The organism is Achromobacter aloeverae, from assembly GCF_004121055.1.
Lineage (GTDB): Bacteria > Pseudomonadota > Gammaproteobacteria > Burkholderiales > Burkholderiaceae_B > Bordetella_C > Bordetella_C aloeverae.
Map to the genome: position 1 here is coordinate 347166 of NZ_PYAL01000008.1, position 13743 is coordinate 360908.

13 protein-coding genes, 1 pseudogene and 1 riboswitch are annotated in these 13743 nt (G+C 67.8%); of the genes and pseudogenes, 5 read left to right on the top strand and 9 right to left on the bottom strand.

All coding sequences use genetic code 11. The features are described from left to right. Positions 1 to 3: 3 nt before the first annotated feature. A complete protein-coding gene (gatB, locus tag C7R54_RS25070) occupies positions 4 to 1461 on the top strand; it encodes an Asp-tRNA(Asn)/Glu-tRNA(Gln) amidotransferase subunit GatB (RefSeq protein ID WP_129153502.1) in 1458 nt (485 codons plus the stop codon). 348 nt (positions 1462 to 1809) lie between these two features. Here gatB and pyrE read toward each other — a convergent pair whose 3' ends face one another. Beyond that, positions 1810 to 2487 carry an orotate phosphoribosyltransferase gene (gene pyrE, locus C7R54_RS25075; protein WP_129153504.1) on the bottom strand — a complete coding sequence of 226 codons (678 nt, stop codon included), beginning with the start codon at positions 2485 to 2487 and terminating at the stop codon, positions 1810 to 1812. A 327-nt stretch (positions 2488 to 2814) separates the two neighbouring features. Here pyrE and C7R54_RS25080 point away from each other — a divergent pair, with 327 nt between their 5' ends. Then, positions 2815 to 3597, top strand: coding sequence for an exodeoxyribonuclease III (locus tag C7R54_RS25080; RefSeq protein ID WP_129153506.1), 783 nt, complete (start codon positions 2815 to 2817; stop codon positions 3595 to 3597). Positions 3598 to 3740: 143 nt separating this feature from the next. On the opposite strand, the gene C7R54_RS25085 is transcribed toward C7R54_RS25080, so the two are convergent. The 6 genes from C7R54_RS25085 to metX all read right to left on the bottom strand — a co-directional run bounded on the left by C7R54_RS25085 (position 3741) and on the right by metX (position 9443). Beyond that, entirely contained in the window at positions 3741 to 3932 is a 192-nt protein-coding gene (locus C7R54_RS25085; protein WP_129153508.1) for a hypothetical protein, read from the bottom strand. 144 nt (positions 3933 to 4076) lie between these two features. Further along, positions 4077 to 5027 (bottom strand): universal stress protein, encoded by a 951-nt coding sequence (locus C7R54_RS25090; protein ID WP_240039701.1) that lies wholly within the window; start codon positions 5025 to 5027, stop codon positions 4077 to 4079. A 71-nt stretch (positions 5028 to 5098) separates the two neighbouring features. Continuing rightward, positions 5099 to 6085, bottom strand: a complete 987-nt coding sequence (locus tag C7R54_RS25095) for a universal stress protein (protein ID WP_129153510.1) — start codon at positions 6083 to 6085, stop codon at positions 5099 to 5101. A gap of 203 nt (positions 6086 to 6288) precedes the next feature. Further along, entirely contained in the window at positions 6289 to 7533 is a 1245-nt protein-coding gene (locus C7R54_RS25100; protein WP_192903747.1) for a muropeptide transporter, read from the bottom strand. A 30-nt stretch (positions 7534 to 7563) separates the two neighbouring features. Further along, positions 7564 to 8178 carry a methionine biosynthesis protein MetW gene (gene metW / locus C7R54_RS25105; protein WP_129153702.1) on the bottom strand — a complete coding sequence of 205 codons (615 nt, stop codon included), beginning with the start codon at positions 8176 to 8178 and terminating at the stop codon, positions 7564 to 7566. Further along, entirely contained in the window at positions 8178 to 9443 is a 1266-nt protein-coding gene (metX, locus tag C7R54_RS25110) for a homoserine O-succinyltransferase MetX (RefSeq protein WP_377815487.1), read from the bottom strand. The genes metW and metX overlap by 1 nt, the downstream gene beginning before the upstream one ends. A gap of 64 nt (positions 9444 to 9507) precedes the next feature. Continuing rightward, a riboswitch (SAM riboswitch) is annotated at positions 9508 to 9586 on the bottom strand. A gap of 272 nt (positions 9587 to 9858) precedes the next feature. Between metX and C7R54_RS29445 the strand changes: the two are divergent. Further along, a pseudogene (locus C7R54_RS29445) lies at positions 9859 to 10056 on the top strand (helix-turn-helix domain-containing protein); the annotation flags it as partial. A gap of 70 nt (positions 10057 to 10126) precedes the next feature. Here the strand turns inward: C7R54_RS29445 and C7R54_RS25120 are convergent. Further along, positions 10127 to 10705 (bottom strand): hypothetical protein, encoded by a 579-nt coding sequence (locus C7R54_RS25120; RefSeq protein ID WP_240039703.1) that lies wholly within the window; start codon positions 10703 to 10705, stop codon positions 10127 to 10129. Positions 10706 to 10840: 135 nt separating this feature from the next. On the opposite strand from C7R54_RS25120, the gene gshA reads away from it, so the two are divergent. Then, positions 10841 to 12424, top strand: coding sequence for a glutamate--cysteine ligase (gene gshA / locus C7R54_RS25125; RefSeq protein WP_129153517.1), 1584 nt, complete (start codon positions 10841 to 10843; stop codon positions 12422 to 12424). Positions 12425 to 12486: 62 nt separating this feature from the next. Continuing rightward, positions 12487 to 13026, top strand: a complete 540-nt coding sequence (locus tag C7R54_RS25130; protein ID WP_129153519.1) for a lipocalin family protein — start codon at positions 12487 to 12489, stop codon at positions 13024 to 13026. Positions 13027 to 13137: 111 nt separating this feature from the next. Here C7R54_RS25130 and C7R54_RS25135 read toward each other — a convergent pair whose 3' ends face one another. Further along, complete coding sequence (locus C7R54_RS25135) at positions 13138 to 13479, bottom strand: STAS domain-containing protein (RefSeq protein WP_129153520.1); 342 nt, start codon at positions 13477 to 13479, stop codon at positions 13138 to 13140. Positions 13480 to 13743: the final 264 nt, after the last annotated feature.

Here is a 13743-nt window from a genome sequence, read left to right on the forward strand (position 1 = left end):
CACATGAACTGGGAAATCGTCATCGGCCTGGAAACGCATACGCAGCTTTCCACCGACTCCAAGATTTTTTCGGGCAGCAGCACGCGCTTCGGCGCCGCGCCCAACACCCAGGCCAATCCGGTGGACCTGGCCTTGCCGGGCAGCCTGCCGGTCATGAACCGCGGCGCGGCCGAACGCGCCATCCGCTTCGGCCTGGCGGTGGGCGGCAAGGTGGCCGAACGCTCGGTGTTCGCACGCAAGAACTACTTCTACCCCGACCTGCCCAAGGGCTACCAGATCAGCCAATACGAGCTGCCGGTCGTGGTGGGCGGTTCGCTGTCCTTCTTCGTCGGCGACAAGCCGATGACCGTCAACCTGACGCGCGCGCACCTGGAAGAAGACGCCGGCAAATCGCTGCATGACGACTTCCAGCTGTCGTCCGGCGCCCCGGCCAGCGGTATCGACCTGAACCGCGCCGGCACGCCGCTGCTGGAAATCGTCACCGAACCGGAAATGCGCTCGGCCGCCGAGGCCGTGGCCTACGCGCGCGCCTTGCACAGCCTGGTGGTGTGGCTGGGCATCTGCGACGGCAACATGCAGGAAGGATCCTTCCGTTGCGACGCCAACGTCTCGGTGCGGCCCGTGGGCCAGGCCGAGTTCGGCACCCGCACGGAGATCAAGAACGTCAACTCCTTCCGCTTCCTGGAACGGGCCATCCTGTTCGAGGCGCGGCGCCAGATCGAACTGATCGAGGACGGCGGCACGGTGGTCCAGGAAACCCGCCTGTACGACGCCGACCGCGACGAAACGCGCAGCATGCGCAGCAAGGAAGACGCGCATGACTACCGCTATTTCCCCGACCCCGACCTGCCGCCGCTGGTGATCGCGCCGGAATGGGTCGAGCAGGTGCGCCAGGCCATGCCCGAGCTGCCTTCGGCCAAGCGCGACCGTTTGGTCCAGGAATACGGGCTCTCGGACTACGATGCCGCGCAGTTGACCGTCAGCCGCGCCATGGCGGACTATTTCGAGGCTGTCGCGCGCGCCTTGCCCGCCGGCCAGGCCAAGCTGGCGGCAAACTGGGTCATGGGCGAAGTGGCGGCCACGCTGAACCGCGAGGAAAAGGACATCGAGCAATCGCCGGTGCCCGCGGACGCGTTGGCGGCGCTGATCGGGCGCATCGTCGACGGCACCATTTCCAACAAGATCGCGCGTGACGTCTTCGGCGCCATGTGGGCCGGCGAAAATGGTGGGCAGGCCGACGCCATCATCGAGGCGCGCGGCCTCAAGCAGATCAGCGACAGCGGCGCCATCGGCGCCATGATCGACGAGGTGCTGGCCGCCAATCCGGCCATCGTCGAGGAATACCGCGCGGGCAAGCAAAAGGCCTTCAACTCGCTGGTCGGCCAGATCATGAAGGCCGCCAAGGGCAAGGCCAACCCGCAGCAGGTAAACGAGCTCCTCAAGCAAAAACTGGAGGGGTAGGCCCTCCCCAGCGCGCTGCGCGCGCCCCCCTCAAGGGGCGGCACTGGCGGACCGGAAGGAAAGACCCACCCCAGCGCGCTGCGCGCGCCCCCCTCAAGGGGCGGCACTGGCGGAACGGAAGGAAAGACCCACCCCAACGCGCTGCGCGCGCGCCCCTCAAGGGGCGGCACTGGCGGACCGGAAGGAAAGCCCCCCCCAGCGCGCTGCGCGCGCGCCCCTCAAGGGGCGGCACTGGCGGACCGGCAAAGCCGGCTCCGCTGTGCCCCCGCGGGCCGTGGCCACGATTTTGGCAAAACGGAAAGGGCCCTGTGGCTTCCACAGGGGCCTATTGGACGAAGGGCCGCTGCGTTACGCCGTTACGCCATACTTGGCGCGGTATGCCTGGACCGTGGCGCGGTGCTCGGCGAACTGCGCGTCCTGCTCCAGCAGGGCCATGATGTCGCTCAGCGATGCGATGCTGACCACCGGCATGCCGTAGGTGCGGGATACGTCCTGCACCGCCGAATGGGCCGACAGGGCATCGTCCGCGCCGGCGCGCTCCATGCGGTCCATGGCGATGAGCACCGCGGCGGGCTCGGCGCCGGCCGCGCGGATGATCTCCACCGATTCGCGCACCGACGTGCCGGCGGTAATGACGTCATCGATGATCACGACCTTGCCTTTCAACGGCGCGCCCACCAACGTACCGCCCTCGCCATGGTCCTTGGCTTCCTTACGGTTGTAGGCGAAGGGCACGTCGCGCCCGGCGGCGGCGGGGTGCTGCGCCAAGGCCACGGCGGTCGCGGTTGCCAACGGAATGCCCTTGTACGCGGGCCCGAACAGCATGTCGAACGACAGGCCCGAGTCGATCAGGGCCTGGGCGTAGAAGGCAGCCAGGCGGCCGACGGAAGCGCCGCTGTTGAACAGGCCGGCATTGAAAAAATACGGGCTGATGCGGCCGGACTTGACCTTGAAGCTGCCGAAGCGCAGCACGCCCTGGTCTAGGGCGAAGCGGACGAAATCCTGAGCGGTAGTGGAGGTGGACATGCGAAAAATCCGGAGAGTGGCGCGAAGCCGGCATTTTATCGGTGATCGGCCGGAGGGGCAGCAAGCAGCGAAGCCGCGCCGCGTGGGGGCCATCTTTTTGCCGCCGGGCCGCCCCAAGGCAAAAAGCCCCCTCGGGGGGCAGCAAGCAACGAAGCTGCGCCGCGTGGGGGCCCTTTTTTGCCGCCGGGCCGCCCCAAGGCAAAAAGGCCCCCTCGGGGGGCAGCAAGCAGCGAAGCTGCGCCGCGTGGGGGCCCTTCCCCTCTCCCCCTTTAAGTTACTCTACGGGGCGTCCGGCCCGGCGCCGAACCACAGAACCAGGAATCCCCCATGCTCCGAGTCATCTCCGCCAACCTCAACGGCATCCGCTCAGCCACCACCAAGGGCTTCTTCCCCTGGCTGGAGGCCCAAAAAGCCGACTTCACCTGCCTGCAGGAGCTCAAGGCGCAGGCCGCCGACATGACGACGGAAATGCTCAACCCGCCAGGCCTGTTCGGCTATTTCCACTATGCGGAGAAAAAGGGCTACAGCGGCGTCGGCATCTATGCCCGCAAGCAGCCGCTGCAAGTCGTCGAAGGCCTGGGCGTGCCCGAAATCGATAACGAAGGCCGCTACATCGAACTGGTCTACGACAAGCTGTCCGTGATTTCCGTCTACCTGCCCTCGGGCTCCAGCGGCGACCATCGCCAGGCGGCGAAATTCGCCTTCATGGAACACTTCTACGGCCATCTGGCGACGCTGTTCAAATGCGGCCGCGAAGTAATCCTGTGCGGCGACTGGAACATCGCGCACCAGGAAATCGACCTCAAGAACTGGAAGGGCAATATGAAGAACAGCGGCTTCCTGCCCGAGGAACGCGCCTGGCTGACCAAGGTGCTGAGCGAACAGGGCTGGGCCGACGTCTATCGCGGGCTGCATCCGGACACGACGGGCGAGGCCTATACGTGGTGGAGCAATCGGGGCCAGGCCTGGGCGAAGAACGTCGGGTGGCGGATCGACTACCAGATCGCCACGCCGGCCATCGCGGCAACCGCGCGGAAGGCGTCCATCTACAAGGACCAGCGCTTTTCCGACCACGCCCCGCTGACCATCGACTACGCAACGGAGCTCTAGGAGCGGTGATCCGGGGGCGACGGCGCGCAGTGGTCAGCCCGGTCATCCCGGTCAGCCCCGTCAGCCGGTCAGCCCCGTCACCGCCGTCCGGAGACGGGGCCCGCGATCCTGGCAGCGGCCGCCAGGGGCCGCCGCGCTGAAGCTCAGGCCGTCACGTGCAGTTGCGTGCCGACCATGCCGTAGGAAGACAGCTGCGGCACCGATTGGATCAGGCTGGTGATGGTTTCGGCCTGGTTGTCCAGCACCTTGCGCACCAGCGAGTTCTGCGCTTCGGCGAAGGCGTTGGCTTGCTGCAGGCCGACGGCTACGCCGACGGTGGCTTCGATGGAATCCATGTCCAGTCCCTGAATCGGTGAAAGACGATTGAAAGTGTCCGAGCATAGCCCGGGCGCGCGGTCATTGTCGAGCACGGGGATTGCAGTCGCGTGACGCGCATCGCCACGCGCCCCCAAAGGGAGGACTCGCCTTGGGCACGGGGCTCATGCCTGCCGCGGCTGCCGCACCACCATGACGTCGCACGGCGCGCGGTCCAGCAGGGCTTCCGCCACGCTGCCGAGGAGCGCGCCGGCCAAGCCGCCCGCGCCCTGGGTGCCCGCCACCAGCAGGCTCGCCTGCGCCTGCCGCACATATTCGACCACCACGCGCTCCGGCCGGCCGGCGGCGACCTGGACGCGCGGCTGCGGCTTGCCGTGCAGTTCCGGCGTGGCGTTCACGAAATCCACCGCGTTTTCCTCGGCCATGCGCTGAAATCCCTTGGCCGCCTCCGACCCCGGCGCCGCATCGCGCAGCGGACCGCGAGGCAGTTCGAAGGCATGGAACAGGGTCAGGGCCTCGGAGGGCACCAAGGCCAGCGCCGCGCGCAAAGCCCAGCGCGACCCGGGTGAAAAATCGGTGGCGATCACGGCATCCCGGTAGGGCGCGCGGGCGCGGCGCTTCACCACCAGCACGGGCTGCGACGCCTCGCGCACCAGCCGCTCCACGGTCGTGCCCAGCAACATGCGGCCCAGCGTCTCGTCGCGCGCCACGCCGGTGACGATAAAGGCGCATTTCTCCTCGTCCGCCACCTGCCGCAGGCGCGCTGCCGGTTCGCCCGTATATACCCGCAACGCCACGCGGACACCGTCGGCCAGGGTTTCCAGGTCGCGCAGCATCCGTGCCTCGGCCTGCTCGACCAGCCGATCGAGGTCGACCGGGACCGGCGTCCCCAGGGACAGCGAATGCGGCGGCGACAGCACATGCGCGACCAGCAGCGGCACATCGAACTGGCGCGCCAGCAGGATGGCGCGGTCGAGCGCGCGATCACAGCGCGAACTCAGGTCCGTCGCCAGGAGGATGGGCCCCATCGCCGCGCCGCCATGGCGCCCGGCGGCCGCGTGGCGCTCGCCCGGAACCGCCGAGGCCGGCATCGAACTACCTGACGAACTTTGCATGACCCTCTCCCTGATCCCGTCCCCGCTCGTGGACAGCGCCGCCGCTCTGACGGCGGCGTGCGCTTCTGAAATTACCTGGCCTCCGGCTCCGCGTCCCGCACCAGCAGCACATCGCATGGCAGGGCTTCCAGCAGACGCTCGGCAACGCTGCCGACCATGGCGCCCATGATGCCCTTGATGCGCCGGGTACCGGCCACCACCATTTCACAGCGCTGCGCGAATACATAATCGGACAGCAAGGTCTCGGGCTCGCCGTCCTTGACCAGCGTGCCCGCCGGCACCCCGGCGGGCAGGCCTGGCGTGGCGGCCAGGAATTCGTCCATTTCCCGCTGGGCATCGCGCTGCGCATCCTCCCCCAGCCCCTCGGCCAGGCGGCGCATGCCGAAAGGCGTGTCATAGGCATGGAACAGCAGCAGCGACGTGCTGGGGAACAGCGCCGCCGCAACCTGCAGGGCATGGCGCGATTCGGGCGAAAAATCCGTGGCGACCACGGCTTCGCGATACGGACCGTGCGGCCGGTTCTTGACCACCAGCACCGGCACGGACACATGCCGCACCAGCTTCTTGACCGTGGAGCCCAGCAGCAGCTTGCCCAGCGATTCGTCGCGGGCGATGCCCGTGATGATCAGGCTGCAGCCGTACTGCCTCGCCAGCGCGACGATGCGCTCGGATGCCTCTCCGCTTTCCACGTGGATATCCGCCGACAGGGCGGGGTCGTCCAGGTCCAGTCCCAGGCGATAGCGCGCCAGCGCCCGGTGATCCTCGCTGAACCGGCGCCAGGACGGCGCTGACGGACTGGCGGTAGCGGGCTCCGATTCCAGGACATGCAGGGCGATCAAGGGGACGCCGCGCGCCTTGGCCAGCACCACGGCCCGGTCCAGCGCCCGGTCGCAGCGCGCGCTGAGGTCGGTGGCCAGCAGGATGGGACCGTCCGGCGCCGGGCCGCCCTGCGGGCCGAGGCTGGGGTCGAGATTGGGACCAGGTCCGGGGACCGGGCCGGCGTCGGCGTGGGACGCTGGCGAGGAAAGCGGTGCCGAAAACTCCGTGGGCGCTGTCATGGCGTGCTCCAGGATGCTTTGCAACGATTATCACACTGCCCGCGGCCGGCCGGGAGCCGCGAGGACCGGCTTTGCTGGCAAACCCTTACGTTGCCTGCGCTACCAACGCAGTATCAAACGCGGTGTCGGCGCAGGACGGGCCCAGTACGGACGCAGCACGAGCCCACTGCGCGCGCACCAGCCGCGGGCCGTATCCGCACGCGTCATGCCGCATCGGCATCCAGGGCCTCGATATCGCCGCGCCGCATGCGCAGCAGGACCAGCCCCGGCAAGGCGATCAGCACCGTGACCAGGAAGAAGCCGGGCCAGTCCAGTTTACCGACAAGCACGGGCGTCAGGGGACCCGCCAGGTACGTGCGCCCCACCGCCGACAGGGCCGACAACAGGGCGAACTGCGTCGCGGAGAACTCCTGGCGGCACAAGGCCATCAGCAAGGCGACGAAGGCGGCCGTTCCCATGCCGCCGCACAGGTTCTCGAAGCCGACCGCGGCTGCCATCGTATAGACATGGTGGGGGCTGACCGCGACCACCCAATATCCCAGGTTGGACACCGCCTGCAGCAAGCCGAACAGCATCAGCGAGCGGTACAGCCCGATGCGCGCCAGCAGCGCGCCGCCGGCCAGCGTGCCGACGATGGTGGACGCCAGCCCCAGTACCTTGTTGACCGTGCCCACCTCGGTGGGCGTGAAGCCGGCGCCGCGCAGCAGGAAGGTCGTGGACAAGGCGCCCGCGAAGGCATCGCCCAGCTTGTAGAGCACGATCAGCAGCAACACCGTCAGGGCGCCGCGCCGGCTGAAGAATTCCTGCAAGGGTTCGGTCACCGCCTCCCCCAGCGAACGGGGCGGCGGCGCCGGATGCTCGGGCTCCGGGCCCCACAGCGTGCCCAGCACGCACAGCAGCATCAGCCCGCCCATCAGTACGTAGGTCGCGCGCCAGCCCAGCCAACTGTCCGCGAGGATCAGCGCCAGGCCGCCGGACACCAGCATGGCGACGCGATAGCCCAGCACCTTGACGGCCGCGCCGGCGCCCCGCTCTTCCTTGTGCAGCACGTCGGTGCTGTAGGCATCGAAGGCGATATCCTGGGTCGCCGACAGGAAAGCCACGGCCACCGCCAGCAGCGCCAGCGGCAGCAGATGAGCGCCCGGCGACAGCAGCGCCATGCCGGCGATGCCCAGCGCCAGCAGCACCTGGGTCACCGCCATCCACCCGCGACGCCGGCCCAGCAGCGGCGGCGCATAGCGGTCGACCAGCGGCGCCCACAGGAACTTCAGGGTATAGGCGGTGCCCACGAGGGTCAGGAAACCGATGTCTTGCAGCGAGACGCCTTCGACCGTGGCCCAGGCCTGCAAGGTGCCGCCAGTCAGGGCCAGCGGCAGTCCGCTGGAAAAACCGAGCACCAGCAAGGGGGCGACGCGGCGGCTGGTGTAGATGTTGGCGACGACGGAAATATCTGGACTCCCTGACCAGGCCGCCCGGATTCAGCCGGCGGCGAAACGATAGAGCGCCAGGGTACTACGCCAGCCGGGCAGCAGGCGAACCTCGCGGTCGTGGTTGAACGTGGCGCGCTCCAGGATGCGCAAGCCCAGCTGGCGCGCCAGGCTTTCGAAATCGCGCAGCGTGCACAGGTGGATGTTGGGCGTGTTGTACCAGGCGTAGGGCATCTGGCCCGTCACCGGCATGCGTCCGCGCAGGATCGCCCAGCCATGCGGCCAGTAGCCGAAATTGGGAAAGGACACCACGCCGTACCGCGCCACGCGCGCCATTTCCCGCAGGATGTGCTCGGTATGGTGCATGGACTGCAGCGTCTGCGACAGCACCACGGTATCGAACTGCCGCGCGTCGAACAGCGCCAGCCCCTCTTCCAGGTTCTGCTGGATGACGTTGACGCCACGCCGCACGCAGGCGATCACGGAATGGTCGTCGATCTCCACGCCCGCGCCGTTCACCTGGCGCTCGTCGCGCAAGTGGGCCAGCAGTTCGCCGTCGCCGCACCCCAAGTCCAGCACGCGCGACCCGGGCTCGATCCAGCTTGCGATGCGCGCCAGGTCGTTGCGCAACTGGCCGTGCCCCTGGGTCAAGGATGGTCCTTCCATCATAGACCTCCCGATTGCGCCGCCGCGGCCGCGCGCTCCGGCAAGCCCAGCTCGCGGGCGATGCGGTCGTAATAGGCCCGCACCACCGCGTGATAGCGCTCATCGTCCAGCAGGAACGCGTCGTGGCCGTGCGGCGCGTCGATTTCGGCATAGGTCACGGGGCGGCCATTCTTCAGCAGCGCGCGGACGATTTCCCGCGAACACTCCGGCGGGAAGCGCCAGTCGGTGGAAAAAGACACCAGCAGGAAGCCGGAACGGGCCGGCGCCAGCGCCGCCGCCAGGTCGCCCCCCTGCGTGCGGGCCGGGTCGAAGTAGTCCAGGGCACGCGTGATCAACAGATAGGTGTTGGCGTCGAAGTAGCGGGAGAATTTTTCGCCCTGGTAACGCAGGTAGGACTCCACCTCGAACTCGACGTCGTAGCCGTAGCGGTAGGCGCCGTCCGCGCCGGGCGCGCGCTGGTTGCGGCCGAACTTCTCGGCCATGTCGTCCTGCGACAGATAGGTGATATGCCCGATCATCCGGGCCACCGACAGGCCGCGCCCCGGCACCGTGTCGTGCGCGTAATAGTCGCCGCCGTGGAAGTCCGGATCGGTAATGATGGCGCGCCGCGCCACCTCGTTGAAGGCGATGTTCTGCGCTGACAGCCGCGGCGTGCTGGCGATGACCACGCAGTGCGCGACGCGCTCGGGACAGACGGTGGCCCAGCTCAGGGCCTGCATGCCGCCCAGCGAACCGCCCATCACGGCGGCGAAGCGCTGGATGCCGAAGTGGTCGGCGACGCGGGCCTGCGCGTGCACCCAGTCTTCCACGGTCAGCACCGGAAAGGCCGCGCCCCATGGCGCGCCGGTATCCGGATTGATCGACGCCGGCCCCGTCGAACCGAAGCAGGACCCCAGGTTGTTCACGCCGATGACGAAAAAGCGGTCGGTGTCCACCGGTTTGCCTGGACCCACCATGTTGTCCCACCAGCCGATGTCCTTGGGATTCGCGGCATTGACGCCCGCGACGTGGTGCGAGGCGTTCAGCGCATGGCAGATCAGTACGGCATTGTTGCGCTCGGCGTTCAGCGTTCCATAAGTCTCGACGGCCAGCTCGTAACGCGCGAGGGACTGTCCGCTGGCCAGCGGCAAGGGCGTATCGAATGTCAGGAACACCGGCGCGACGCGGCCGACGGAACCGGGCGAAGCCGGCGTCGTGGCTGCGCTGGAAGCAGCGGCGGGAGCGGCAGCAGTGGCGCTGCGGGGAGTGGCGGGGTCGGCGGCGATCTGGGCGCCGGCCTGCGCCGGGAGGGTGCCGGGCGTTGCGGCGCCGGCAGCCGAATGCGGGATGGTTGCAGTCATGCAGACCTCTTTAGCTGGATTTATGAGGCGCCCGCAAGCGGATCAGGCAAATCGGCGCCGAACGAATTGAGCAGGAATTCTAACACCAGGCACCGCGAAATGCCGTCGTCCCTGGGCCGCTCCAAGCCAAGCCAGCTCGGTACGACGCATGATTCGCGACGCGGCATGCGTCCTGGCGTGAACCGCGCCCGGATCAATGCTGGCCCCAGGACGGGAAACGCGGCAAGATGCCCGGCATGGCATCGATCGAGGGCCTCCACGCGGTGCCATGCCCGCTTCCGGCGCGCGCTTTCCGCCCGGGCCGGAGTACCGACCACCGATCACATCCACGGTTAACGTCATGAACAGACGCGCACTGTCGCCTCGGGAGCACGCCTGCCTGCATTGGGCCGCGCTGGGCAAGTCCAGCCGCGAGATCGGCCTTGTACTCGGCATCAGCGAAAGAACCGTCAACTTCCACCTGCAGAATGCCTGCCGCAAGCTGGTCGCCCGCAACCGGCGCGCGGCGGTCGCCGCCGCCCTGTCGCTGGGCTTGCTGGACCTCGGTCCGCCAGGCGGGCCGCTGGCGGAGGACGGCGCGGCCGGTGGCGCGGGCGGGGGTGGCGGCCTTACTGGCGAAATTGCAGCGAATGGACGAACGTTTCCGCCTCTGCCCGCGGCAATTTGTCCTCCGGGCCGGTCGCCACCGCTTCGATAAGCAGGTCTCCCCGCAACCACACCCGCGCCAGCAGCAGGACAGGCTTGCCTCCCGCTTCGCCGCGCACCGCGATGTCCGAGCCGGGGGCTGGAAAATCGGCCGGCGGCGTCGCTTTCAGGTTCTGGTACAGGGACCGCATTAGCGCCTGTGCCAGCGCCTGCCGGCGGGCGTCGGGCACGTCGGCCAGGGAAGCATGGCCGACGGCGAACACCGCCTGGTCGACTCGCGCCGCATCCAACGTATAGGCCAGCGGCGTGCCGTCCAGCGTGACGGTACGGCTCTCCGTCCGCACCCGCGCCGGAAAGGCCGCCCGGGCGGCGCCGTCCGCCACGTCCAGCTCGCGCCAGTCGTAGGTGGGGCTGCACGCGGCCAGGGCGCCGGCCAGGACGGCCGCCCCCAACCTGCCCAGCAGCGTGGCCAGCGGCGCCCTTGCGCCGCCGGGGCGGCGCCGGACGAAACAGGGGGACGGAAACGCGAACCTGGGGATCATGGCGAGTCGACCGGGAAAGCGCCGATAATACGCCAGCGGCCAGGATTGTCCCCGGGCGGCGCAGGTTACTCGGCGCCCACCCCCAGGTAGCCCGTAAAATCCCCTTCCTTATCGCCTATTTTCATAAAGCGCGCCGTGACCGACCTATCCTCCCTTCGCCTCGCCCGCCTGCGAGACCATCGTGAACTACTGGGCCTCACCTTGCGTGGCATTGAAAAAGAGGGGCTGCGCGTCGATGCGCAAGGCCGCCTGGCGCGCACGCCTCATCCGGCGCAGCTGGGGTCGGCGCTCACCAATGAACGCATCACCACCGATTACTCCGAGTCCCTGCTCGAACTGATCACCGGCACCCACAAGGACGCCGCCAGCCTGATCGGCGAACTGGAAGACACCCATCGCTACGTCCAGGCCTGCCTGGACGACGAGGTCATCTGGAACCAGTCCATGCCGGCGCTGCTGCCGCCGGAAGCCGACATTCCCATCGCCTATTACGGCACGTCCAACACCGGCACCCTCAAGCACGTCTACCGCCGCGGCCTGGCCGAACGCTACGGCAAGACCATGCAGTGCATCGCCGGCGTCCACTACAACTTCTCGCTGGACGACCGCCTGTGGCAGGTGCTCGACCTGCCCGGCGCCGACGACCAGGCGCGCCGGTCCGCCGGCTATATCGGCCTCATCCGCAACTTCACGCGCTATTCCTGGCTGCTGATGTACCTGTTTGGCGCGGCGCCGGCGCTATCGCGCGAATTCCTGCGCGGCCGCGAACATCCGCTGCAAAGCCTGGACGCCCAGACCCTGTATCTGCCGTATGCCACCAGCCTGCGCATGAGCGACCTCGGCTACCAGAACAAGGCGCAATCGCAGCTCAAGCTCTGCTACAACGACCTGTCCACGTTCCTACAGCGCCTGCACGCGGCCGTGACGCAGCCCTGGGAGCCCTATCGCCAGATCGGCACCCATCGCGATGGCCAGTGGATCCAGCTCAATACCAACATCCTGCAGATCGAAAACGAGTACTACTCGAGCATCCGCCCCAAGCGGGCCACGCGGCGCGGCGAGCGCCCCATCACGGCGCTGGCCGAACGCGGGGTGCAGTATGTGGAAGTGCGCTGCCTGGACATCGATCCCTACGCGCCCGTCGGCATCACCGCGGCCACCAGTCGCTTCGTCGACGCCTTCCTGCTTTTCTGCGCCGCCAGCGACAGCCCCTTCTTCCCTGTCAACGGCTTCTGCCAGCACAGCGCGGACAATTTCAGCGTGGTGGTGACCGAAGGCCGGCGGCCCGGGCTGCAACTGAGCCGCGAAGGCGCGCCGATCGCGCTACGCGACTGGGGGCGCGAATTGCTTGACCGCATCGCGCCCTATGCCCAGTTGCTGGACGAAACCTATGGCGGCGACGCCTACCGCCAGGCGATGGCGGCCCAGGCTGAAAAAATCGATCATCCCGAATCGACGCCGTCGGCGCGTCTGCTGGACGACATGCGCAGCGCCGGCGCGTCCTTCCAGGAGTTCACACTGGCGCAAAGCCAGGCGCATGCGCGGACGCTGCGCGGGTCGCCCCTGCCCGCCGACCAGACCGCGCAGTACCAGGAATGGGCGCGCGCCTCGATGGCCGAACAGCAAGCCATCGAAGCGGCCGACGACGTAGATTTCGATACATATTTGGCACGCTACATGGAAGCCGTGCAGGCACCGCCGACACTCCCCCGCGTATGATCTTCTGGTCGGCGCCGCTCATTGGCGGCGCTGCCTGGCGATCATCGTGAGGGAGTATCACTATGCGGCGTTCGGCGTTCCTGGTGCTGGCATTCGGACTCGTTTCGTGCACGGTCTACGCGGCGGACCAACGGGATCCGCCTCCTGTCCAGACCGTCTCCCAGCAGGTCGAAATCCCGCGCTATCTGGGCACGTGGTATGAAATCGCCCGCTACCCTCGCTTTTTCCAGAAACAGTGCGTTGGCGACGTCTCCGCCCAATATTTCGCGCGCAAGGATGGCAAGGTCGATGTGACGAACCGTTGCCGCAAGCGTGACGGCAGCATCGACGAAGCCCGCGGCGTGGCCGAGGTCGTGGCGGGCAGCCACAACACCAAGCTGGAAGTCACCTTCGTGCCGCCTTTTTCCGGCGACTACTGGATCATCGGCCTCGACAAGGACTATCGCTGGTCCGTCGTCGCGTCGCCCAACCGGCGCTCGCTGTGGATCCTGTCCCGCACGCCCCGGTTGGACAAGAGCGACCTGGACCAGGCGTTGAACGTCCTGAACACCCAAGGCTTTCCCCTGGACAAGCTGGAATACACCTCCCAGGCACAACCCTGATCCGGTGTCCGCCGCCGACTGGACCCCGGCTTGCGCCGGGCTGTTCGGCTGTTCGGCTGTTCGGCTGTTCGGCTGTTCGGCATTTGCCCGCTAGCGCAATCCAGCGGGCACTCAGTGCGCCGACAGGCGCGCGATCGCCTGCTCGCGCGTATCCGTCACGGCGAGGATCGCCAGGAAACCGCTGACATCGAACACTTCGCGCACCTGCGACGACATGCCGCAAAGCACCAGTGCGCCGTCCTGCTGCTTCAGGCGCTTGGCCAGCACCAGTATCACGCGCAGGCCGGCGCTTGAGAGATAGTTCAACCGGGACAGATCCAGCACGGCCTGCCGCTGTCCCGCGTCGACCAGGGCGATGAGTTCCGCCTCGATGGCGGCGGCATTGGCGCTATTGATCTGCCCTTCTGGCGACACGACGATGATGGAGCCGATTCGGGCTATGTTGAGACTCATGGGGAACTGCTCCTGCGCTAGGGTGGCGTAAGGGTGGCATCAGGTGGCATCACGGTGGCATCAAGGCGCCGCAAGGCATGACATGCCGGCCTCGCCGGATACCGCGCCTTGCCAGCGTGACCTACGCCGCCCTTCCAAATTCCGTTGTGTGGCAGAAGTCCATTTCAGGTTCACTCATTGCCGGCGGCCTGCCTGGGGCACACCCGCCGGCGGCACTGGCCTGCCGGCCTCCGCGCCTTGGTCCCCGGGCGTTGACCGCCTGGC